Below are 20,957 nucleotides of genomic sequence, written 5' to 3' on the forward strand. Positions count from 1 at the left end.
TGTTCGCCTCCGTTATTTGTAATGCCCGCCAATTTTTTCGGCGCGGTGATATGCCTGCCCTGCGCTTGTCAGTGACGAAGCATGCAATAATGCCGCAGGTCCATATTTCAGATGGATTTCATCAAATACTTTGCTGAGTTGATCTTTCTTCAAATGATGATCAAATAAAGTCAGCTGATAGTGGCTGTCAGGCTGCAGCTGTGAGAGGGTAATGCCTACACTGCGAATGGGCTGGCCATCCCAGTGCTGCTGGCATAGCTGAATCGCTGCCTCTGCAATATCTGAGCCATACTGTGTCGGTGAATGAAGCTTCATTTGTCGATGAAAGCCTGTTGGATGTGAAAAATCAGCCCCTCTTACACCAACAGACACCGTTTGACCGAGATAATGCTTAAAACGTGCCCGCCTAGCGACTTCCTCACTCAATTCAAGAAGAGCGACTTTGATCTCCTCAAAAGATGCGTAATCACGGGGAAGGGTCATATGATGCCCAACGGCTTTTTGCTGATCATGTGTGTGAATAGTGACTGGGGAGGGATCGTGTCCTAAAGCTGTTCGCTGCAGAAGCTCCCCATTGATTCCCCAGCGTTTTTTTAATCGGTCTAACGGATAAGTAGCAAGTGTGCCAATAGTACTGATGCCCATTCGTTTCAAATGATGCTCCATTCGTTTGCCGACGCCAAATAATTTTCCAATTGGAAGCGGCCATAAATCAGCAGCAACCCGGTCGGCACTCAGTTCGTAGATGCCGGATGTGTTTTTTTTGGCAAAATGGTCACAGGCCATTTTAGCGAGCACTTTATTAGGGCCGATGCCCACACGTGCGTAAATGCCAGTCTGATTCATAATCGTTGTTTGTATATGTTGAGCGATCTCATGTGGAGAGCCGAATAGTGTAAGACTGCCTGTAATATCAAGAAACTGTTCATCAATGGAATATGGCTCGACAAGGTCTGTGTATTGTTCAAGCAGTTCTGTAATCATGACAGAGACATCGAGATAGCGCTGCATACGTGGACGTACAACCACTGCTTCAGGACATTTCTCCTGTGCTTCCCATAACCTTGATGCATTTTGTACGCCACGTTTCTTCGCGAGAGGGCAGGCCGCCAGGACGACTCCGCTTCTTCGTTCTGGATCTCCAGAGACAATGAGCGGCACATTCTCCAAATGAGGCGCCTCCACCTTCTCAACTGATGCATAAAATGACTGCATATCCACAAGCAGAATGGCTCGTTCATTCATTGTACTTCACCTCTAAGAACGTATGTTCTGCATCTATTGTAAACAACATGAGGTGAAATTCATACTGGTAAATCATTCAAAAGCTGTCCATACAAAAAAGACGAAGTGGTGAACACTTCGTCTCGTCTGCTGCAACGATTGTTAGGCATGTGCCATGTTGTGGAATGTTTGGAGCGGTTCAGAACGCAGACGATAAGCCATCAGCTTTTTCTTTGGCTTATGTGTAAACTGCCGAACCACATCCACATGGTCATCATAATGGAACAGATAAAGGGTGACATCATGTTTCCCATGCTTTGTTTGCATAGTAAGCGGCGCTGGCCCTTCATTCGGATGAAGAAAGCGTTCTTCATCACCAGGGTAAATATAATAGCGTTCAATAAAGATCGCATCATTAAAATGTTGAATGATTTCAGATGCTCGCTGCTCATCAAGCGAACGACCTTGAAAAGTAATATTTGTTTGCTCACTTGTTACTTTAGCATGTACGGCGTAGCGGCTAAAAAGGCGCTCAACAACACCAGAAGGCAAAGAGGTGACAAGCAGCTTTAAAAGACTAAATACAACAAGCGAAATAACAACCCAAACCAATCTCATCATCTCCAATAAACATTTGTACCATTTCCTATATGAACCATCTTAACATAACAAATGAATGAAACTTTCGCACAAAAAGTGAACTTTTTGAAATAAGTGTGAAGATTTAAAAGGAGATGACGGCTGAAAGACGAAGAACCAACAAGTGAATATGAAAAAAGACAGGCATACTGTCTTTACAACCATTTGATCAGACAGTAGACTATTGAAACAATCGCATTTTTGAGAAAAAACGAATCAAAGGAAAGCCAAAATGGAAAAAGGGGCGAGGCCATCATGATACGTCAAGTGAAACCGTCAGATTTTTACGCAGTCACATCCGTCATTCAAAGCTGGTGGGGAGGCAGAGATTTGCGTGCAAAATTGCCAAAGCTCTTTTTTGAACATTTCCAGCAAACAAGTTTTGTTGTCGTTGAAAAGGGAGAGCTGATCGGCTTTTTGGTTGGTTTTTTATCGCAATCTCATTCGGATGAAGCCTATATTCACTTTGTTGGCGTCCACCCAGATCACCGTAAATTAAAGATAGGTAAAATCCTCTATCAAGCTTTTTATGAAGCGGCTGAAAAGGAAGGAAGAACAACAATTAAAGCTGTCACAGCTCCTATCAATAAAGTCTCCATTGCTTACCATACAAAACTCGGGTTTCAGATAGAAAAGGGAGATAAAACAGTAGATGGCATCTCAGTCTTTTCAGATTACGATGGCATTCATGAAGACCGTGTGTTATTTGTGAAGAAGCTGGAGGCAATGAAATGATTGTTTATTTAGATCACACAATAAGTGATGTAGCAAAGCAGATTTTACATATTCAACTAGCTGCATACCAACAAGAAGCTGAACAAATTGGCTATGCTGATCTTCCGCCATTAAAAGAGACCATTCAAGATGTCATGAAAGCAAAAGAGCAATTTATTGGTTTTCAGCAAAATGATCTCTTATTAGGTGTAGTCTCTTATGAAGAGCTGAAAGATTGTTTGATCATTAGTCGATTGGCTGTGCATCCAAAAGCGCTAAAGCAGGGTATTGGAACAAGACTTATGTCCACAATCATAGAGAAGAATGTGCCGATAGAACTGACCACAGGGCAGGAAAACACCCCTGCAAAAAGGCTATATGAAAAATTAGGGTTTTTTGAAACAAATGTCATTCATGTGGAAAAAGAGCTCACCCTATCAAAAATGAAATGGACACCGCGACGCAAGGTTGAGGTTGTCGAATTCAAAAACGAATGGCATGAAGAATTCCGTCAAGAAAAGCAGCGACTCAAGCAAATCATTCAAAAGAGCTGGATAGAAGGATACCATATAGGCAGCACGTCAGTTACAGGACTTGTTGCCAAACCAATTATAGATATATTAATAGAAGTAAGCGATATAGAAGAGATTGATAGAAAAAAAGAGAGATTTGAACACCTTGGATACGAAGCGCTCGGTGAAAATGGTATAAAAGGGAGACGTTTTTTTCAAAAGGGTGGCTTGAATCGTACGCATCATGTCCATGTGTATGAAAGGAATCATCCTGATGTGAAAAGACATTTATTGTTTCGAAATTACTTAAGACTCCACCCAGAACGAGCTGAAGCGTATGCGTCTGTCAAGGAACAATTAGCAAAGCAGTATCCGGAAGATATACAAAGCTATATGGCGGGAAAGAATGAAATCATAAAAGAAATAGAAAATGAGGCATATCGCTGGGATAAAGAAGGAAGAGAGGAAGCTCTTAAATAAGCTGCCTCTTCTCCTCGTTAATTAGGAAACTGAACATTGCCTTTTACAATATAGGCCTGTGAAGCAGCAGTAGATGGAAGAGCGGGTAATTGATCCTTTACTATGACCCCGCGAATATCTGTGATTCGAACAGGAAGAGATGTAGACCCCATATGAAAGCCAAGGAAATGGTTGTAGTCTGTCTTTCCCATGTTCACCCATTGTCCATCTTTGTAATATTCCATTTTCATAACCGGATATTTATGATTGCGCACTTGAATCGCAGCCCACCACTCACTGCTACCTTCTTTTATTCTGTAAGCTACATTTCCGCTAATCGGTGCTTTTATAATTTTCCAACTAATTGGGATTTTCCCATCTTCCATATTGCCAATTTTGGCAAAGGCATTAGGAGAAAGATCAAGAGCTCCTTTTGCTCCTTCTGGATATTTATCGGTTACATACACAACGGTCTTTCCTTTTGGCCCCGTTACTTCAAGGTAAGCCCCTGCAAGTGCCGCATTTACCCCTTTATAGTTATAGTCATGGGGATTTAAAGCTGTAATTTCCATGTCAGAGGGAATAGGATCTAATAAAGCGGCGCCCCCTGAGTAACCAGATCCCGTATAAGTCGCATAGCTTTCTCGTACTTCATCAAGGATAGATGCCGCTTTCATGTTGGGCATAGTGAAACTCAACATCAATATCAGCGCCCCGATAAAGCAGAGAGATAATCTTTTTTTCACGATCTAAAACCTCCTGTTTCTTCTTTTAAAATTGATAGCGTCATCAGTATAATTCTAAAAAACAGGATGCAGAAAGAGCCAATAGATAGATATAATCCTAGTGAGAAGAGCGTGTATTTCAAAGAGTATGACTTTCGGATTTAGTCGTGTGTCATGTTTTATGGTGTTTTATGTGTTACAATGTAAGCATCAATTTAAAAAGGATGTTCGCCATGTATATTCACATCACAGAACTGGCTAAAACGTATATAGAAAAACAGCAAACAGGAAACGGAACGAAGGAATTACTGCTTCGCTACGATTCAGAAGGTTGTGGCTGTGCAGTGAGTGGCGTACCGATGCTTTGGTTAACAAGTGAAAGAACAGGTGAATGGGAACCACTTAAAAATAGCCAACATTTAAAACTATATATACACACAGCACAAAAGGTGTTTTTTGACGAGGAAATGACGATTGATTTTAATGAAAAAGCCAATACACTTATGTTGAAAAGTCCTCAACAAATACTCAGCCCGAGAATGGGTATACTTGTAAAGTAAGGTGGAAACGTAGTGGATCAAAAGCTGAAAGTGATACAAAATACGGCACAAAATAAAACGTGGGTGTCGTTTTTAAATAATAATCATCCATATAGCCTTTTGCACTGGTCAATCGGTGGAATGGATTCAGTAAAAAAGGACGTCTGGCTTCTCCAAGATGAAGTCACATTTGAAACGGAAGAATTTCCAACGCTTGAATTAGCAGTCAGTTGGATAAAAGAGAATATGGAACACGTAACAGATGTGTTATAAGCCCTTTGCTGAAGAGGGCTTTTTTTGTGCCATCATCATCTCATCAAACAGGAGAACTGTCTAATTTGAAAAATGAGATTTTTCAACGATAAAAAGTCATTTTTAACAAACATTTAGACAAAATGAGAAAAATAGAAAGAGAAAAATAGAGACTGTAAATGCCGAAAAATCGGCAATGAAAGCGGTTATTGCGGGATACCGAAAACTTTACGAAAAACGACATTTCATATTTCTTCCATTCGAGGAAATATGATAGAATACAACATGTATCGTACATGAGGAGGGAGGTGCTAAGGTGAATTGAAGCTCAAGCTGTCATCGCCTCAGGTTGGAATCAAAATAAACGAATGGTATAGGCAGATTTGCGGATTTCATGTCATGAAAGCAGAGAAGCTAAAGGCCGAGATCGAGCAGGAAATCCTTGAGATGGAGCAAGATCAGAACTTGCTGCTTTTTTACCAGCTGATGGATTTTCGACATAAGGTCATGCTTGAATATTTTGAACCGGCAAAAAAAGCCTCGAATGATGAGGAGATTAAGAAGCTTCTAGAAACAATTGAACATTCGCAGACCAAATTAACAGATATGCTTGAATACTATGTTCATTTTTTTACAGGAATGTTTGAATTTGAACAGAGAAACTATTTGAGCGCCATTGCTTATTACCGTTCCGCAGAAAAAAAGCTCAATCTCATATCAGATGATATAGAAAGAGCAGAATTTTATTTTAAATTAGCAGAAATATACTACCACATGAAACAAACCCACTTTTCGATGCACTATGCTTTGCAAGCGTTAGATACGTACTCTGCCTACAGAACGTACACGCTGAGAATCATCCACTGTGAATTTGTCATCGGTGCAAACTATGATGATTTGAAATGCTATGAACATGCATTGCCCTACTTTAAAAATGCTCTAAAGCGAGCACGCTTAATTGGAAACCCTCGAGTCATAGGTTCGGCCCTTTTCAACTTAGGTAACTGCTATTACCAAATGAACGATCTTGCTACAGCAAGTCGCTATCTCAAAGACTCTCTTGAAGTGTTTGAAAAGGAGAATTTAACCCATCTGAATCGCTCTCTAGACCCACTATTTATGCTGACCCAAATCCTGTTTAAACAAAAACAAATAGAAGAGTCGTTAACCCTCTATCAACAAGGTATTATGAAAGCCTGTGAATTAGAAGATGAAATTTACATCTGCAAGTTTCAGTTTTTAAAAGCATTATACGTTGATGCAGAAATAAAAATCATAGACGATACATTAGATTTGTTGGAGGACAAGCGTTTATACCCAGATATTGAGGAACTGGCACTTGATGCGGCTCATTATTATAATGAGCTTGGATTATTTGAAGTTTCTACCCGGTATTACGAAAGGAAAATTCAAGCCATATCAAAAATTCAAAATGGAGGTCATTTATATGAAAATGAGTTTGATAGTTCTTTTATTGGCAGCAACTGCAGGGTTATCGGTCATGAGTCAGCAGCAATCGGAAGAGAGCCATATGGAGCTGGCGGGCAGACACCATACAACAGTGGTGACTATCGTATAAGTTAGCAAAAAGAGGAGACGAACGGCTGTTCATTCTCCTCTTTCATTTTGATTGAAGTGAAATGCTTCCAAAAATGCTTCGACCTCTTGTTCATAGACTTCCTTATTGTCACTATAAGACATCGCATGCGCACCATGTGGCGCAATAAATAGCCGTTTATCACCTTTTTTGCGTGCGTATAACTGCTCGCTTTGCTCACAAGGGATATAGTCATCATGGAGGCTATGAATAAAAAGGATAGGTTCTTTCACCTGATCGATTACATCAAGTGGAGAAACTTGCCGAATGCTGTATCCGTCCCGCCATTTCAACACTTGATCACTTAGTGGAAGAATCCACTGTCCTGAAAGACGAAAATCTGTTTTTAATCGATACAGAAGCTGATCCTCAAAGGAAGCAAAAGGACAATCAGCGATGTAAAAATTGGCGTTTGCATCTGGTTTTGCAGCATATAATAAAGTTGTGACTGCGCCCATCGATTCTCCGTGTATCCCAATGATTGCTTTTTCCCCAAGCCTTTTTCTCAGCCACTTGACGACTTGAGCCAAATCTTCTTTTTCATAATATCCATAGCTCGTTGTTTTTCCGCCGCTCATCCCATGTCTTCTATGATCATAAAGCAGCACATTCCATCCAAGCTTTTGGAATAATTTCATATACTTCACGGAATTGATCAAACTGACTGTAACCCCGTGACAAAGAACGATGGTGCGTGTTGTATGAGGGATCGGTACAAAATAGCCATGAAGATCATAACCAAATGTTGAAGGAATACAAACTTTCTCTTTTTGCAGCTGTTGAAACTCCTCGTGATGATAGTGCCCTTCATCTGATTCTCGTTTGATGAGCTCTTCATCCGTTAATTTTCGTATATACATCATTTTATTGGTAAAAAAAATGCCGATTGCAGCGAGTGGAAATAATACCAAGGCGAGTATAGCGAGCCATTTCTTCTTCAAGCTGATTCTTCCTTTCCGAAGGGTTTCTATGAAGATCATACCACATGTTGGGAGTTTGGCGTGACTCTTGCTGAGCAAATAAAACGGATGATACACTAAAGCAAAAGGAGAGAGGCAAAGTGAAAAAGACCAATCAAGATCAAGCAAAGCTAAAGGACGGCATAAAGGATGATGTGAAACAGCAGCTCCTTCAAATGAAGCAGAATCTGGCCGCCGAGACAGAAAAAAGAGAAGAACAAAAACGACAAGACCTCCTTCGGCAACAGAAAGAAAAAGAAAAAAATAAAAGCTTCTCAGAGCTGCTAGATGAAAGTCATTTAGACTGGAGAAAGTATAAAAGTTAAAAAAGGGAGCTATGATGCTCCCTTTTTTATGTTATATCCTTGAGATGAATACATACTACATGAGCCTAAGAGAAAACACGTCTAACTCCCTCGTATCACTTCATTTCAGAATCGCACCAATAGGGTTGTACATTAAAACAAAACATAAGTGGCAAGCTGTTCTTCCATTTGTCTTCTATTGATTCAAACGATGCGTCTCATACACAGACTGTTTTGTGAAATATGACAAAGCTTTTACTTCTTGGTCGCTTAATGAACGTGCATTTGCCGCTGCCACATTTTCTTTTAACTGTTTCACCGAGCTTGCGCCAAAAACAACAGAGCTGACTGCAGAATGCTTGAGCAAGTATTGAATGGACAGCTCTGTCAGTGATAGGTCATAAGCGACTTTCTTTAACGAAGGAATGATTTGCTGGAGCTCTTCAAATGAATATTCAAGATACCCGTTCTTTTGAATCGCCGCACTTGCTTGCGAAAGGGGTTTTTCAGTTAATAATCCTTTTGCTAAAGGACCTCTTGCCACGACACTAATGCTTTGTTCTTCAAGAAGAGAAAACCATTCTTCTGGGCGGCGGTCGAGTAAACTATATTGCATCATCACACTCACGATATTTGATTTTTTGGCGTATTCTTTTATGACATTCGGACGGATCGACGATATGCCGTAATAGCGAATGACACCTTCTTCAACCAATTCTTCAAATGCCTCGATGGTTTCGTCAATTGGATCGTCAATTGTGCCGCCATGCAATTGATATAAATCAATATAATCTGTTTGAAGTCGTTTCAGGCTTTGTTTCACAGCCTCTTTTATATATGCTTTTGAAGGATCCCAGTCCCAGCCAGGTTTGCCTTTTTCAAAGCGGTTGCCGCCTTTTGTGGCCAAAATCAAATCTTGGCGTCTGTTCTTAATGGCTTCCCCGACGATTTCCTCATTTGTTCCAAAATCATATAAATCAGCTGTATCCAAATAGTTAATCCCAAGATCAATGGCTTCATCTAATAAAGAGAGCGCTTTTTCTTTTTCAGTCCCAAGGGACATACATCCTAGTGCCGCCTCACTAACCAAGAGATCAGAGGTGCCAATTCGTCTTTTTTTCAATTCAATCACACTCCTATCCTTTCACATTAAGTGAAACAATTCTGGAATTCAAGCTAGGTGATTTCAAAAGGCGCATTGAAGCAGGCATCCGCATTTTGGCTTCTCCTAAAACATCTATGTTAAAATGAATGAAGTAAAAAGTGAAAGTAGAACGAGGAGCTGACAAAATTGAAGGACTTTGAAGAAAAAACATTATCGTCAAAAACATTATATAACGGAAAAATCATTGACTTGGTTCTTGAAGATGTAGAATTGCCGAACGGAAAACCAGGCAAACGCGAGATCATTAAACATCCAGGTGCAGTAGCAGTCATTGCACGTACAGACGAAAATAAAATCATTTTGGTCAAACAATACCGTAAAGCACTGGAGAGAGCCATCGTTGAGATTCCGGCTGGAAAACTAGAAAAAGGGGAAGAGCCGGCACATACAGCACTGAGAGAATTGGAAGAAGAGACAGGCTATACTACTCAGGCGCTCCAAAAACTGACCGCCTTTTATACATCACCAGGGTTTGCGGATGAAATTGTTCATATCTACCTTGCCGATCAGCTGGTCCCGCTTGAAGAGAAACGAGAGCTGGATGAGGATGAATTTGTCGAAGTGATGGAAGTTTCATTAGAAGAAGCGCTGCACCTCATCGAAAAACAGCATATTTATGATGCAAAAACAGCCTATGCCATTCAATACTTACAATTGCAAGAGGTACTTAAGTCTACAAAATGAGGGAATTCTTTGCAGATATCCATATTCATATTGGTCGAACAAGAACAGGCAGGGCTGTCAAAATTACAGGTGCAAGGTCACTGACCATTGACCAAATTCTCATTGAAGCGTCTCAAAGTAAAGGGATGGGGATGATTGGTGTCATTGATGCACAATCTCCCGAAGTACTAGAAGAACTGATAGAAGGTGTAGAGGAAGGCACGTACACTGAACTAACCGATGGCGGTTTATCATTTGGAAAGACCGTTTTGCTTTTAGGCAGTGAGCTAGAAATCAATGATGACCAATCAAAAGGTCCGATTCATGTGCTTGCCTTTATGCCCACGCTTCGTAAAATGTCTGAGTTTTCCGCATGGCTTTCTCTTCATATGAAAAATGTGCATTTGAGTTCACAGCGGTTATATGTGGATGGGAGAACGCTTCAGCATAAGGTGAAGGAACTAGGGGGATTATTTATTCCTGCCCATATTTTTACGCCGCATAAAAGTTTATACGGCAAAGGGGTCAATACGTCTTTAACCGAAGTATTCGATCCAGAACTCATTGATGCTGTTGAGCTTGGCCTTAGCTGTGATACGTCTATGGCCTCCCAGCTAAGTGAGCTAAACCGCTATCCTTTTTTAACAAATTCAGATGCCCATTCTTTAGGGAAAATTGCGCGGGAATATACTAAGATCCGAATGGATCATGCCTCCTTTGCTGAATTCGAGCTAGCGCTTCAAGGAAAAGATGGCAGAAACATCACTGGAAATTATGGGCTCGCTCCGCGGCTCGGAAAGTATTATCATACGACCTGTGAGAAATGCGGGGTAAGACCTGACAGTCAGGAGCAAGAAAAGTGCCAAGCATGCGGCCATACCCGAATGACAAAAGGGGTGAGTGAGCGGTTAAAGGAGCTTGCTGACCAAGAAAGTGACAAAGGAATAAGGCCTCCTTATGTTCACCAGCTTCCCCTTCAATTTATTCCGGGTGTTGGAGCCAAAACGTTAGAAAAGTTAAAAGCTGTCTTTCATACAGAGATGAATATTCTTCATCAAGCAACAGAACAAGAATTAAAAGCGGTCCTGCCTGAGAAAACAGCCGATTACATCATCAAAGCAAGAAGAGGTGAAGTTGGACTGATCGCTGGCGGAGGCGGGGTCTACGGTAAGGTGGATATCAATCATGAATCAACTTAAATGGACATGTCACACATTTGAACAACTGTCTAAAGAGGACCTTTACCTGATTTTAATGGAAAGAGTGAATGTGTTTGTTGTAGAACAAACATGTCCTTATCCTGAAATTGATCATCGTGATCAAGAGGCGCTGCATGTAATCGCCAAAGAGAACGGCACGATTGTGGCTTATTGCCGCATTTTCCAAAGCGGGATCATGTACAAAGAGGCATCCATTGGACGTGTCCTTGTGACGAAGACCGGCCGGAAAAAAGGTTACGGGAAGATCCTGCTCGATCAGGCGATAAAAAAGCTCAGTGAATTAGGCGAAACAAAGATTAAAATCCAAGCACAGGCTTATTTGAAATCGTTCTACGAATCGTTTGGCTTCGAAGCTGTCTCAGATTGTTATGATGAGGATGGAATTCCGCATCTTGATATGGTGAGAATAGAAAGATAGGCGTGTCTACGTCTATCTCAGCGTGTAGACAAACCCTCGCATTCTTTGTCAGTCCTGCGCTCCGGTGCTCACGAATGTCAAATTCGCTCCGCGCCAGTGCTCGTTCTTCCTAGACTGCAAAGGTTTTCTATCACGCTGAAAGAAGACAAAAGGCTAAAATCAAGTACATTTTAGCCTTTTGTCAACAATTTGAGATAGACGTGTATACGTCTATCTTTTTTAGGTGCTTTCATGTATCATAACGACAACGAAAGGGGTTTTGCGAAATGGGAAAAAGCAAAGCAAAGAAAAAGAGAGAACACCTTCAAAGGCAGCACAGTCGAAATCCAGAACAATCGAGAGGAAATATACCGCATTTTAGTACACACGAAAGAAAGACAAAAACAAAGCAAGAAGCCTTGCAGCATATGATGAAAAAACATAAAGGTAGGAATGCTTATGATCGCTATGAACAGGATCATAAGCATTTTTATTTTGCTTTTTTGTGACAAGTAGATCAAATAATTGGAAAAATTTTAAAAAATAGGACAAACGGTCGTTTCTTTTTGTCTAAAAATGTAGTTAAATGACAAAAAGAAATGAAAGGGAGAGTGGGTATCGTGAAGGTCAAATCATTTGGAGCAGGGCTTTGTATGGCAAGTATGCTGCTGGCATCGATGACATTCGGCGCATCAGATGTATCTGCAAAGGATCAAGCAAAAAAAGAGTATATGATCGGTTTTTCTTCTTCCGTTCAAGACAAAACACAAAAACAGCTTGTTGAAAAAGCTGGCGGTCATGTGAAAGAATCAATAGATAAAATAGATATGATGAAAGTTTCGTTGAACGAAGCATCAAAAGAAAAACTACATCAAGCAAAAGAAGTTACTTTTATTGAGGAAGACCAAAAAGCAAAAACAAGCGGTCAAAGCGTCCCTTATGGTATCAAAAGCATTAAAGCACAAAAGGTACATAAACGAGGATATGCAGGACAGAATGTCAAAGTAGCTGTTCTTGACAGTGGAATCGACGGCAAGCATGAAGATTTACATGTAACTGGTGGTGTCAGCTTTGTTCCAACAGAGTCCGATCCGCTCGTTGACCCGCATGAACACGGAACCCACGTTGCAGGCACGATCGCAGCATTAGATAATAAGGTAGGCGTCGTTGGTGTGGCTCCAAAAGCTTCGATCTATGCGGTGAAAGTGGCAGATGAAAATGGTGACGGCTACTATAGCTGGATCATTAAAGGCATTGAATGGGCGATTGAGAATGAGATGGATGTCATCAATATTAGTATGGGGGGAGCAAGTGAATCGGAGGCGCTGAAAGAAGCGGTAGATCGAGCATATGACAACGGGATTCTCATTGTCGCATCTGCAGGAAATGCTGGAAGCTACGGGTCACTTAATACGATAGATTACCCGGCCAAATACAGCTCTGTCATGGCAGTTGCATCTGTGGATCAACGAAAGCAAAGAGCCTTTGATTCCTCTGTTGGGGAAGAGGTGGAAGTATCAGCACCAGGTGTTTCAACATTAAGTACCATTCCTCATAACGAATATGGATATAAGAGTGGAACGTCTATGGCATCACCTCATGTAGCTGGTGCTGCGGCAGTCATTCTATCAAAACATCCGAATCTGACAAATGATGAATTGCGTGAAAGGCTGACAAAAACGGCCACAAAACTTGGCGAACCTTTTTATTATGGAGCTGGGCTTGTGAACGTACAAAAAGCTGCACGATAAAGGAAACGAGAAAGCAGTGTACAGTTGCTTTCTCGTTTTTCTTTTCATAAAACTGTCATGTTTCGTCTGCTCTCTCATAGAATCTAGTAACCTTTACTATTTGGGAGGAAGGCGCATGCGGAAAAAGTCTTGGAAAGAACATCTTCTTCAGCACGTGAAAGATCATTTATCAATTTATTTGTTTGTTTCTGTACTATTTTTAATGGGCGTCATTTTTGGAGCCATTATCGTCAATAGTATGACAATGAGTCAGAAAGAGGATTTATTCTACTATTTAAATCAATTTTTTGGTCAACTGACGAATGAGAAAGCAGCAGAATCAAAAGAAATGTTTTTGCAAAGCTTTTTGCATCATATGAAATATTTGGGCCTCATGTGGATACTCGGAATTTCCATCATTGGCCTGCCGCTTATTTTTCTGATGATCTTTTTAAAAGGGATTGTAGTTGGGTTTACTGTCGGTTTTTTGGTCAATCAAATGGGGCTTAGCGGTTTTTTTCTTTCTTTTGTCTCGGTGCTTCCTCAAAATATCTTGCTCATTCCTGCGTATTTAGTGATCGGAACTTGTGCGATTGCGTTCTCCATTCGTTTAATTGGTCAGCTTTTTATGAAAAAAACCATCAGTCAAGCGCCAATCCATTGGTTTGGCCGGTATGCTTCTGTTCTACTGATGATTTTAACCCTCGCTGCTCTTTCGTCCTTTTTTGAATCATACTTATCATTCATGCTGATGAAAAAGCTGGCAGGTGTTCTGTTTTGATAATTTTATAATCGTTATTAAATAATAATCAATTTATTTATCAATTTAAAATGATTATAGTTGGCTCTCTGCACATCATTTGATATAATGATCAAGTAATGTGGCGTAGGAGGGAAAGTCAATGGAAAATCGGATTGATCGAATTAAGAAACAGCTTCATTCTTCCAGCTATAAGCTCACGCCACAGCGTGAAGCAACAGTAAGAGTACTGCTTGAGAATGAAGAAGACCATTTAAGTGCAGAAGATGTATACCTCCTCGTAAAAGAGAAGTCTCCTGAAATTGGTCTTGCTACTGTTTATCGGACGTTAGAATTGCTTACTGAACTGAAAGTTGTTGATAAAATTAACTTTGGAGACGGCGTTTCGCGATATGATCTTCGCAAAGAAGGAGCCGCTCACTTCCATCACCATCTTGTCTGTATGGAATGCGGAACAGTCGATGAGATAGAAGATGATTTATTAGAAGATGTTGAAGAGATTATTGAACGCGACTGGAAATTTAAAATTAAGGATCATAGATTGACATTCCATGGTATTTGCCACCGGTGTCATGATGATGAATCCGGCAAATAATCCGAATTGGAACCTTTTCATTCAAAATGAAAAGGTTTTTTGCATGTTCGCTGTATATTCCTTGTCCCACCTGGCATATGCTGAAGTAATGAGAACACGAGAAAGGACATGAAGAACATGCGAAAATGGCTCAAAACAACAGGTGAAGTAATGAAAGTATTTATCTTGTTCACTGGTTTTACCGTCCTGTTCTATTATGCTATGATATGGATAAATTCAGAATATGAAAGCTATCATCGTTATGATAAACCAGAAGGTGCAGCGATAAAAGTGATGGAAATGGATCAGCCGAAACAAGACAGGTGGCAGGATCGATTGATTTATTTTTATCAAAACGGGGAGTAGAAACCATTGAAGGATCAATTATCCGACTTTATTCATTTTATGACAGTAGAGAGAGGACTCTCTGAAAATACCATTGTCTCTTATAAAAGAGATTTACAGAACTATTTGTCTTTTTTAATGACGCATGAACAATTGACAGATGTAAAAGACGTCACACGCCTTCATATTATTCATTATTTAAAACAGTTAAAAGACGAGGGGAAATCGAGTAAAACGTCCGTCCGTCATCTATCATCGATACGCTCCTTTCATCAATTCTTGCTCCGTGAAAAAGTGACAACAGATGACCCGTCATGGAACATTGAATCACAAAAAACAGAGCGGAAATTACCGAAAGTTCTATCATTAGATGAGGTAGAAAAGCTGCTCGATACACCTAAGCAGCAAACACCATTTGACTACCGTGACAAAGCCATGCTCGAACTTTTATATGCAACAGGTATTCGCGTAAGTGAAATGCTTGATCTGACTCTTGCAGATGTGCATCTGACCATGGGGTTTATCCGCTGTTTTGGAAAAGGAAGAAAAGAGCGAATCGTGCCTATTGGTGAAGCTGCTGCAAGTGCGATTGAAGTGTATATAGAAAAAGGCAGAAACAAGCTGCTCAAAAAACAGCCGGCCGATGCTTTATTTCTGAATCATCACGGAAAAAAAATGTCGCGGCAGGGCTTTTGGAAGAACTTAAAGAAACGAGCCATAGAAGCAGGTATTCAAAAAGAACTGACGCCTCATACGCTCAGACATTCATTTGCGACACATTTGCTTGAAAACGGTGCGGATCTTAGAGCCGTACAGGAAATGCTCGGACATGCCGATATTTCTACTACACAAATTTACACACATGTCACAAAAACAAGATTAAAAGACGTGTATCACAAATTCCATCCAAGGGCATAAGTAAAGCATGGCACGGTGAACGTGTATCATGCTTTTTTATGTTTGGACCGTTTATGGTTGTCAATTGACTTGAAAACGGTTTATACTTGAGATGTCTGACCTCTCCAGTTGTGAAAGGTGAAAGGACAAGAATATTGAAGGAGGCGCTTTTTTATGCCTGATTATCAGTATAAACGTATTTTCCTCATTGTGATGGATTCAGTAGGGATCGGGGAAGCACCTGATGCTGCTGATTTTAATGATGTAGGTGCAGATACACTTGGACATATTGCTGAAAAAATGAACGGGCTTCATATGCCGAATATGGCGAAGCTTGGGCTAAGTCATATTAAAGAAATTAAAGGAATTCCAGCGGACGAAAAACCGCTTGCGTATTATGGGAAAATGCAAGAAGCATCCAACGGGAAAGACACAATGACAGGGCATTGGGAAATCATGGGTCTTTACATCGACACACCATTTAAAGTCTTTCCAGACGGCTTTCCAGATGAACTGTTAAATGAATTAAAAGAAAAAACAGGGCGCGGCATCATTGGAAATAAACCAGCGTCTGGTACAGAAATTCTGGATGAGCTTGGCGAAGAGCATATGAAAACAGGCGATTTAATCGTTTATACTTCAGCAGATTCTGTGCTGCAAATTGCTGCACACGAAGAAGTTGTGCCATTAGACGAACTTTACCGCATTTGCGAAATCGCACGTGAACTGACTTTAGATGAAAAATATATGGTAGGGCGCATCATCGCTCGTCCATTTGTCGGGGAGCCGGGGGCATTTGTTAGAACACCAAATCGTCATGACTATGCATTAAAACCATTCGACCGTACCGTCATGAATGAATTGAAAGATGATGGACTTGATGTCATTGCGATCGGAAAAATCTCTGATATTTATGATGGTGAAGGAATCACCTCTTCACTCAGAACGAAATCCAACATGGATGGAATGGACAAGCTAGTGGAGACGCTGAAAACAGACTTTACTGGGCTGAGCTTCTTAAATCTTGTCGACTTTGATGCGCTTTATGGACATAGAAGAGATCCAGAAGGCTACGGTAAGGCACTAGAGGAATTTGACGCACGTCTACCTGAAGTGTTTGATCTATTAAAAGAGGATGATCTGCTTGTGATCACAGCAGATCACGGAAATGACCCGGTTCATCACGGAACAGATCATACAAGAGAATACGTTCCGCTTATTGCTTACAGCAAAAAGCATCAAGAAGCGAATGAGCTGCCAACAGCGAAAACATTTGCTGATCTTGGGGCAACGGTAGCAGATAATTTTAAATCAACGCTGCCAAAATACGGCACAAGCTTTTTATCTAAACTCAAATAGGGGGAAATCACGTGGGAGCACAGTTTTCAGAAGCGGCGGCATATATTAAACAAGCATCGACATATGTACCAACAGTTGGATTGATTTTAGGTTCAGGTCTTGGCATTTTAGCCGATGAGATTGAAAATCCAATCAAATTGAAATATGAAGATATTCCTGGATTCCCTGTTTCAACAGTAGAAGGGCATGCAGGCCAGCTCGTCATTGGAACGCTGAAAGGCACGGTCGTTTGTGCCATGCAAGGACGTTTCCATTACTATGAAGGGTATGATATGAAGCAGGTGACATTTCCTGTCCGTGTGATGAAAGAAATCGGCATTGAAACATGTATTGTGACAAATGCAGCGGGCGGTGTGAATACGTCCTTCCATCCTGGCGATCTTATGTTGATTACAGATCATATCAATATGATGGGAACCAATCCGTTAATTGGACCAAACGACAGTCAAGGGGTTCGTTTCCCTGATATGTCTGCACCGTATGATAAAGATTTGTTGGCACTTGCAGAGAAAACGGCTAAACATTTAGGCATATCTGTGCAGCAAGGGGTTTATGCAGGAATGACAGGCCCTTCATATGAAACACCGGCAGAGGTTCGTTTCCTCAGAACGCTTGGCGCTGATGCAGTCGGTATGTCGACTGTGCCAGAAGTGATTGTGGCACGTCATGCAGGCATAAAAGTACTTGGTATTTCATGCATCTCTAATGCGGCTTCAGGTATTTTAGATCAGCCGCTTTCTCATGATGAAGTGATCGAAGTGACGGAAAAAGTGAAAGCAAGTTTCCTTGATTTAGTGAAAGAAGTTGTCAAACAACTCTCATAGATCGTGTGAAAAAGCCTTCTGTTCATAAACAGAGGGCTTTTTTTTATGGCAATCAAACGATCTCTGAATAAAACAGCCTTTATGAGGAAAAAATAGAAAGGATTACGATAATGGAGGTCTGCCACTTGAAACGTCATATATGTGCATTGTTTACTTTAATGATCCTTATCTCAATGGTTTCACCATCAGCGATGGCAAAAGAAAAGATTGAAAAGCCAGGAGAAAAACAAACATCAGAATTGGCGCATGAAGCCAAATCAGCGATTTTAATGGAACGTGACACGGGAAAAGTGCTTTACAACAAAAACAGTGATGAAAAACTTGCCCCTGCAAGTATGACCAAAATCATGACGATGCTTCTCATCATGGAAGCGATGGATCAAGGGAAATTAAAAATGACTGATAAAGTAAGAACGAGCGATCACGCAGCATCTATGGGAGGCTCACAAATTTTCCTTGAACCGGGAGAAGAAATGACGGTTAAAGACATGCTAAAAGGCATTGCGATTGCGTCAGGAAACGATGCTTCAGTTGCCATGGCAGAACATATAGCTGGATCTGAAGAACAGTTTGTTGAGCAAATGAACAAAAAGGCAAAAGAGCTTGGACTCACCTCAACGGTCTTTCAAAATCCAACAGGACTTCCTGAAAAAGATCATTACAGCACGGCTCATGATATGGCAAAAATGGCGAAAGAGCTGTTGAAATATGAAGAGATCACCAAGTTCACAGGTGTATACGAAGATTATCTTCGTCAGAACACGGATAAAAAATTCTGGCTTGTGAATACAAACCGCCTCATTAAATTTTATCCAGGTGTGGATGGGGTGAAAACAGGGTTTACAGGCGAGGCGAAATACTGTCTAACTGCATCCGCTAAAAAAGGCAACATGCGCGTGATTGCTGTTGTATTCGGCGCAAGTACACCAAAAGACAGAAATGCCCAAGTCGTCAAAATGCTGGATTACGCCTTTAGTCAATATACAACGCATCCTCTGTACAAGCGTGGTCAAGATGTAGCAGAGATCAAAGTGAGCAAAGGGAAAAAGAAAAAAATTCAGCTTGTCACGTCTGAACCGATTTCTCTTCTAACGAAAAAAGGCGAAAATGTCGATCAGATCAAAAAAGAAATTAAATTAACTCAAGATGTCACAGCTCCATTTTCAAAAGGAACGAAACTTGGCACCATCATCTTGAAAAAAGATGGAAAAGTGCTTCATGAAAGTCCTGTTGAAGCGAAAGAAGATATGGAAAAAGCCGGTGTTTGGACGTTCTTCAAACGGGCTATGGCCGAATTTGTTAAATGGAAGTAAAAGGTGAAAGACTGCTGCAACCGGCAGTCTTTTTTGCTATGAACGAAAAGAACATCTAAATGTGACGAATGATCACTAGTTTTGTCATGGTGAAGGATTTGCATGTGAAGAAAGAGAAACATTCTTTATCCGAAAATAGAGCAAGGAGGAAGAAAAGATGAGCCTTGGTATTGATTTTCAAATAAAAGAGAGCGTACTTTGCATTCGGTTGACAGGGGAGCTTGATCATCACTCCGCAGAGACATTGAGACAAAAGGTGACGAATTATTTGGAAACAGAGGACATTCGCCACATTGTGCTGAATTTAGCTGATTTATCGTTTATGGACAGCTCTGGGCTCGGAGTGATTTTAGGAAGATACAAAGAAATTAAACAACTTGGCGGTGAAATGGTCGTCTGTGCGATCTCGCCAGCGGTGAACCGTTTATTTGATATGTCCGGCTTGTTTAAAATTATTCGTATGGAGCCTTCAGAGCAAACTGCGCTGCAAACATTGGGGGTGGCATCATGACAAATGAAATGAATCTGACTTTTTCTGCTTTAAGTCAAAACGAATCCTTTGCGAGAGTAACGGTGGCAGCATTCATCGCTCAGCTCGATCCAACATTAGATGAGCTAACAGAAATCAAAACCGTTGTGTCAGAGGCGGTCACGAACTCGATCATTCACGGGTATGACGGGAATCCAGACGGCAAGGTGCACATTAGCGTTACGCTGGATGACCATATTGTGTATCTGACGATTCGAGACGAAGGTATGGGCATTTCAGATCTTGAGGAAGCAAGGCAGCCGCTTTTTACGACGAAACCAGACTTAGAGCGCTCCGGGATGGGTTTTACGATCATGGAGAACTTTATGGATGATGTCATGGTGGACTCATCTCCAGAAATGGGCACAACAATCCGCTTAACAAAGCATCTATCAAAAAGCAAAGCGCTTTGTAATTAAGGAGCTGCTCATATGGATGTGGAGGTAAAAAAGCAAGCAAAAAAAGCACAGCTGTCTAATGATGAAGTGAAACAGCTCATCAAAAAAAGCCAAGACGGAGATCAACAAGCAAGAGACCTCCTCGTAGAAAAAAACATGCGTCTTGTTTGGTCCGTTGTTCAGCGCTTTTTAAATAGAGGATATGAACCAGATGATCTGTTCCAAATAGGCTGTATTGGCCTGCTGAAATCTGTTGATAAATTTGATTTGTCTTATGATGTGAAGTTTTCGACCTATGCCGTTCCAATGATCATTGGTGAAATTCAGCGTTTCATTCGTGATGATGGAACCGTCAAAGTCAGCAGGTCTTTAAAGGAACTTGGAAATAAAATCAGGCGGGCAAGGGACGAATTGTCTAAATCTCATGGCAGAATGCCGACTGTTCAGGAAATCGCTGAATATCTGGACATCACACCTGAGGATGTCGTCCTTGCTCAAGAAGCGGTCCGCTCACCATCATCTATTCATGAAACCGTGTATGAAAATGACGGCGATCCGATTACGTTGCACGATCAAATTGCCGATCATTCAGAAGAAAGATGGTTTGATAAAATTGCGCTAAAAGAGGCGATTAAAGAATTAGAAGAGCGTGAGAAACTGATTGTCTATTTAAGGTATTATAAAGACCAAACACAATCAGAAGTAGCAGAAAGACTCGGAATTTCCCAAGTGCAAGTCTCACGGCTTGAAAAGAAGATTTTAAAACAAATCCAAATGCAAATGGATCAAAAAGACAGCTAGCCAATTCGGCTGGCTTTTTTTGTGTGGTAATTACCGGTAAATCAAGTTCTTTCAGTA

At 40.8% G+C, this 20,957-nt stretch carries 26 protein-coding genes; 21 read left to right on the forward strand and 5 right to left on the reverse strand.

The features are described from left to right. Positions 1–12: 12 nt before the first annotated feature. Positions 13–1,245: a DNA polymerase IV gene (locus tag M2369_RS02740; protein ID WP_024718949.1), complete on the reverse strand. Its 1,233-nt coding sequence runs from the start codon at positions 1,243–1,245 to the stop codon at positions 13–15. A 141-nt stretch (positions 1,246–1,386) separates the two neighbouring features. Beyond that, entirely contained in the window at positions 1,387–1,836 is a 450-nt protein-coding gene (locus M2369_RS02745; protein ID WP_024718948.1) for a YfmQ family protein, read from the reverse strand. Positions 1,837–2,118: 282 nt separating this feature from the next. On the opposite strand from M2369_RS02745, the gene M2369_RS02750 reads away from it, so the two are divergent. Then, entirely contained in the window at positions 2,119–2,598 is a 480-nt protein-coding gene (locus tag M2369_RS02750) for a GNAT family N-acetyltransferase (protein ID WP_007501073.1), read from the forward strand. Further along, positions 2,595–3,569: a GNAT family N-acetyltransferase gene (locus M2369_RS02755; protein ID WP_039165852.1), complete on the forward strand. Its 975-nt coding sequence runs from the start codon at positions 2,595–2,597 to the stop codon at positions 3,567–3,569. Before M2369_RS02750 ends, M2369_RS02755 begins: the two co-directional genes overlap by 4 nt. A gap of 17 nt (positions 3,570–3,586) precedes the next feature. Here M2369_RS02755 and M2369_RS02760 read toward each other — a convergent pair whose 3' ends face one another. Further along, positions 3,587–4,294 (reverse strand): expansin EXLX1 family cellulose-binding protein, encoded by a 708-nt coding sequence (locus M2369_RS02760; RefSeq protein WP_193803715.1) that lies wholly within the window; start codon positions 4,292–4,294, stop codon positions 3,587–3,589. Positions 4,295–4,506: 212 nt separating this feature from the next. On the opposite strand from M2369_RS02760, the gene M2369_RS02765 reads away from it, so the two are divergent. The 3 genes from M2369_RS02765 to M2369_RS02775 all read left to right on the forward strand — a co-directional run bounded on the left by M2369_RS02765 (position 4,507) and on the right by M2369_RS02775 (position 6,648). After that, a complete protein-coding gene (locus tag M2369_RS02765) occupies positions 4,507–4,833 on the forward strand; it encodes an iron-sulfur cluster biosynthesis family protein (RefSeq protein WP_039165847.1) in 327 nt (108 codons plus the stop codon). Between the two features lie 12 nt (positions 4,834–4,845). Continuing rightward, positions 4,846–5,085: a YqkC family protein gene (locus M2369_RS02770; RefSeq protein ID WP_008343836.1), complete on the forward strand. Its 240-nt coding sequence runs from the start codon at positions 4,846–4,848 to the stop codon at positions 5,083–5,085. 300 nt (positions 5,086–5,385) lie between these two features. Further along, on the forward strand, positions 5,386–6,648 hold the full coding sequence (locus tag M2369_RS02775; protein ID WP_144679387.1) for a Rap family tetratricopeptide repeat protein: 1,263 nt from the start codon (positions 5,386–5,388) through the stop codon (positions 6,646–6,648). 24 nt (positions 6,649–6,672) lie between these two features. Here M2369_RS02775 and M2369_RS02780 read toward each other — a convergent pair whose 3' ends face one another. Further along, positions 6,673–7,602, reverse strand: coding sequence for an alpha/beta hydrolase (locus M2369_RS02780; RefSeq protein ID WP_082627017.1), 930 nt, complete (start codon positions 7,600–7,602; stop codon positions 6,673–6,675). 119 nt (positions 7,603–7,721) lie between these two features. On the opposite strand from M2369_RS02780, the gene M2369_RS02785 reads away from it, so the two are divergent. Then, positions 7,722–7,946 carry a YqkE family protein gene (locus tag M2369_RS02785; protein WP_008343840.1) on the forward strand — a complete coding sequence of 75 codons (225 nt, stop codon included), beginning with the start codon at positions 7,722–7,724 and terminating at the stop codon, positions 7,944–7,946. A 175-nt stretch (positions 7,947–8,121) separates the two neighbouring features. On the opposite strand, the gene M2369_RS02790 is transcribed toward M2369_RS02785, so the two are convergent. Next, a complete protein-coding gene (locus M2369_RS02790; protein WP_008343842.1) occupies positions 8,122–9,048 on the reverse strand; it encodes an aldo/keto reductase in 927 nt (308 codons plus the stop codon). Positions 9,049–9,216: 168 nt separating this feature from the next. Here M2369_RS02790 and M2369_RS02795 point away from each other — a divergent pair, with 168 nt between their 5' ends. The 15 genes from M2369_RS02795 (at position 9,217) to sigF (ending at position 20,900) form a co-directional block, all read left to right on the forward strand. Then, positions 9,217–9,774 (forward strand): NUDIX hydrolase, encoded by a 558-nt coding sequence (locus M2369_RS02795; RefSeq protein WP_024718940.1) that lies wholly within the window; start codon positions 9,217–9,219, stop codon positions 9,772–9,774. Then, positions 9,771–10,952 (forward strand): TIGR00375 family protein, encoded by a 1,182-nt coding sequence (locus M2369_RS02800; protein WP_135009210.1) that lies wholly within the window; start codon positions 9,771–9,773, stop codon positions 10,950–10,952. Before M2369_RS02795 ends, M2369_RS02800 begins: the two co-directional genes overlap by 4 nt. Then, positions 10,939–11,391, forward strand: a complete 453-nt coding sequence (locus M2369_RS02805; protein ID WP_135009209.1) for a GNAT family N-acetyltransferase — start codon at positions 10,939–10,941, stop codon at positions 11,389–11,391. The genes M2369_RS02800 and M2369_RS02805 overlap by 14 nt, the downstream gene beginning before the upstream one ends. Before the next feature lie 266 nt (positions 11,392–11,657). After that, positions 11,658–11,879, forward strand: coding sequence for a hypothetical protein (locus M2369_RS02810; RefSeq protein ID WP_024718937.1), 222 nt, complete (start codon positions 11,658–11,660; stop codon positions 11,877–11,879). Between the two features lie 111 nt (positions 11,880–11,990). Beyond that, entirely contained in the window at positions 11,991–13,121 is a 1,131-nt protein-coding gene (locus tag M2369_RS02815; protein WP_024718936.1) for a S8 family peptidase, read from the forward strand. A 115-nt stretch (positions 13,122–13,236) separates the two neighbouring features. Then, positions 13,237–13,881, forward strand: coding sequence for a stage II sporulation protein M (gene spoIIM, locus M2369_RS02820; protein ID WP_017367532.1), 645 nt, complete (start codon positions 13,237–13,239; stop codon positions 13,879–13,881). Between the two features lie 121 nt (positions 13,882–14,002). Next, the gene (fur, locus tag M2369_RS02825; RefSeq protein ID WP_003215577.1) at positions 14,003–14,455 is read left to right on the forward strand and encodes a ferric iron uptake transcriptional regulator; all 453 of its coding nucleotides are present in this window, start codon (positions 14,003–14,005) and stop codon (positions 14,453–14,455) included. Positions 14,456–14,572: 117 nt separating this feature from the next. Next, on the forward strand, positions 14,573–14,800 hold the full coding sequence (locus M2369_RS02830; RefSeq protein WP_024718934.1) for a YqzK family protein: 228 nt from the start codon (positions 14,573–14,575) through the stop codon (positions 14,798–14,800). Positions 14,801–14,806: 6 nt separating this feature from the next. Further along, positions 14,807–15,697, forward strand: coding sequence for a site-specific tyrosine recombinase XerD (gene xerD / locus M2369_RS02835; RefSeq protein WP_007501057.1), 891 nt, complete (start codon positions 14,807–14,809; stop codon positions 15,695–15,697). 153 nt (positions 15,698–15,850) lie between these two features. Next, entirely contained in the window at positions 15,851–17,035 is a 1,185-nt protein-coding gene (deoB, locus tag M2369_RS02840; RefSeq protein ID WP_025207568.1) for a phosphopentomutase, read from the forward strand. Positions 17,036–17,046: 11 nt separating this feature from the next. Next, on the forward strand, positions 17,047–17,859 hold the full coding sequence (locus M2369_RS02845; RefSeq protein WP_019743098.1) for a purine-nucleoside phosphorylase: 813 nt from the start codon (positions 17,047–17,049) through the stop codon (positions 17,857–17,859). A gap of 158 nt (positions 17,860–18,017) precedes the next feature. Beyond that, positions 18,018–19,172 (forward strand): D-alanyl-D-alanine carboxypeptidase family protein, encoded by a 1,155-nt coding sequence (locus M2369_RS02850; RefSeq protein ID WP_201297801.1) that lies wholly within the window; start codon positions 18,018–18,020, stop codon positions 19,170–19,172. 157 nt (positions 19,173–19,329) lie between these two features. Then, positions 19,330–19,683 (forward strand): anti-sigma F factor antagonist, encoded by a 354-nt coding sequence (gene spoIIAA / locus M2369_RS02855; protein WP_008344431.1) that lies wholly within the window; start codon positions 19,330–19,332, stop codon positions 19,681–19,683. After that, complete coding sequence (spoIIAB, locus tag M2369_RS02860) at positions 19,680–20,120, forward strand: anti-sigma F factor (protein WP_007501052.1); 441 nt, start codon at positions 19,680–19,682, stop codon at positions 20,118–20,120. Before spoIIAA ends, spoIIAB begins: the two co-directional genes overlap by 4 nt. A 12-nt stretch (positions 20,121–20,132) precedes the next feature. Then, positions 20,133–20,900, forward strand: a complete 768-nt coding sequence (gene sigF, locus M2369_RS02865) for an RNA polymerase sporulation sigma factor SigF (protein ID WP_259253377.1) — start codon at positions 20,133–20,135, stop codon at positions 20,898–20,900. The last annotated feature ends 57 nt before the right edge of the window (positions 20,901–20,957 follow it).

This window comes from Bacillus sp. JUb11, assembly GCF_024807925.1.
Lineage (GTDB): Bacteria > Bacillota > Bacilli > Bacillales > Bacillaceae > Bacillus > Bacillus altitudinis.

Coding starts and splice junctions, on each gene's coding strand:
- M2369_RS02740 (WP_024718949.1), bottom strand. CDS start 1,245: ATGAATGAACGAGCCATTCTGCTTGTGGATATGCAGTCATTTTATGCA.
- M2369_RS02750 (WP_007501073.1), top strand. CDS start 2,119: ATGATACGTCAAGTGAAACCGTCAGATTTTTACGCAGTCACATCCGTC.
- M2369_RS02755 (WP_039165852.1), top strand. CDS start 2,595: ATGATTGTTTATTTAGATCACACAATAAGTGATGTAGCAAAGCAGATT.
- M2369_RS02765 (WP_039165847.1), top strand. CDS start 4,507: ATGTATATTCACATCACAGAACTGGCTAAAACGTATATAGAAAAACAG.
- M2369_RS02800 (WP_135009210.1), top strand. CDS start 9,771: ATGAGGGAATTCTTTGCAGATATCCATATTCATATTGGTCGAACAAGA.
- M2369_RS02805 (WP_135009209.1), top strand. CDS start 10,939: ATGAATCAACTTAAATGGACATGTCACACATTTGAACAACTGTCTAAA.
- M2369_RS02810 (WP_024718937.1), top strand. CDS start 11,658: ATGGGAAAAAGCAAAGCAAAGAAAAAGAGAGAACACCTTCAAAGGCAG.
- spoIIM (WP_017367532.1), top strand. CDS start 13,237: ATGCGGAAAAAGTCTTGGAAAGAACATCTTCTTCAGCACGTGAAAGAT.
- fur (WP_003215577.1), top strand. CDS start 14,003: ATGGAAAATCGGATTGATCGAATTAAGAAACAGCTTCATTCTTCCAGC.
- M2369_RS02830 (WP_024718934.1), top strand. CDS start 14,573: ATGCGAAAATGGCTCAAAACAACAGGTGAAGTAATGAAAGTATTTATC.
- deoB (WP_025207568.1), top strand. CDS start 15,851: ATGCCTGATTATCAGTATAAACGTATTTTCCTCATTGTGATGGATTCA.
- M2369_RS02850 (WP_201297801.1), top strand. CDS start 18,018: ATGATCCTTATCTCAATGGTTTCACCATCAGCGATGGCAAAAGAAAAG.
- spoIIAA (WP_008344431.1), top strand. CDS start 19,330: ATGAGCCTTGGTATTGATTTTCAAATAAAAGAGAGCGTACTTTGCATT.
- spoIIAB (WP_007501052.1), top strand. CDS start 19,680: ATGACAAATGAAATGAATCTGACTTTTTCTGCTTTAAGTCAAAACGAA.
- sigF (WP_259253377.1), top strand. CDS start 20,133: ATGGATGTGGAGGTAAAAAAGCAAGCAAAAAAAGCACAGCTGTCTAAT.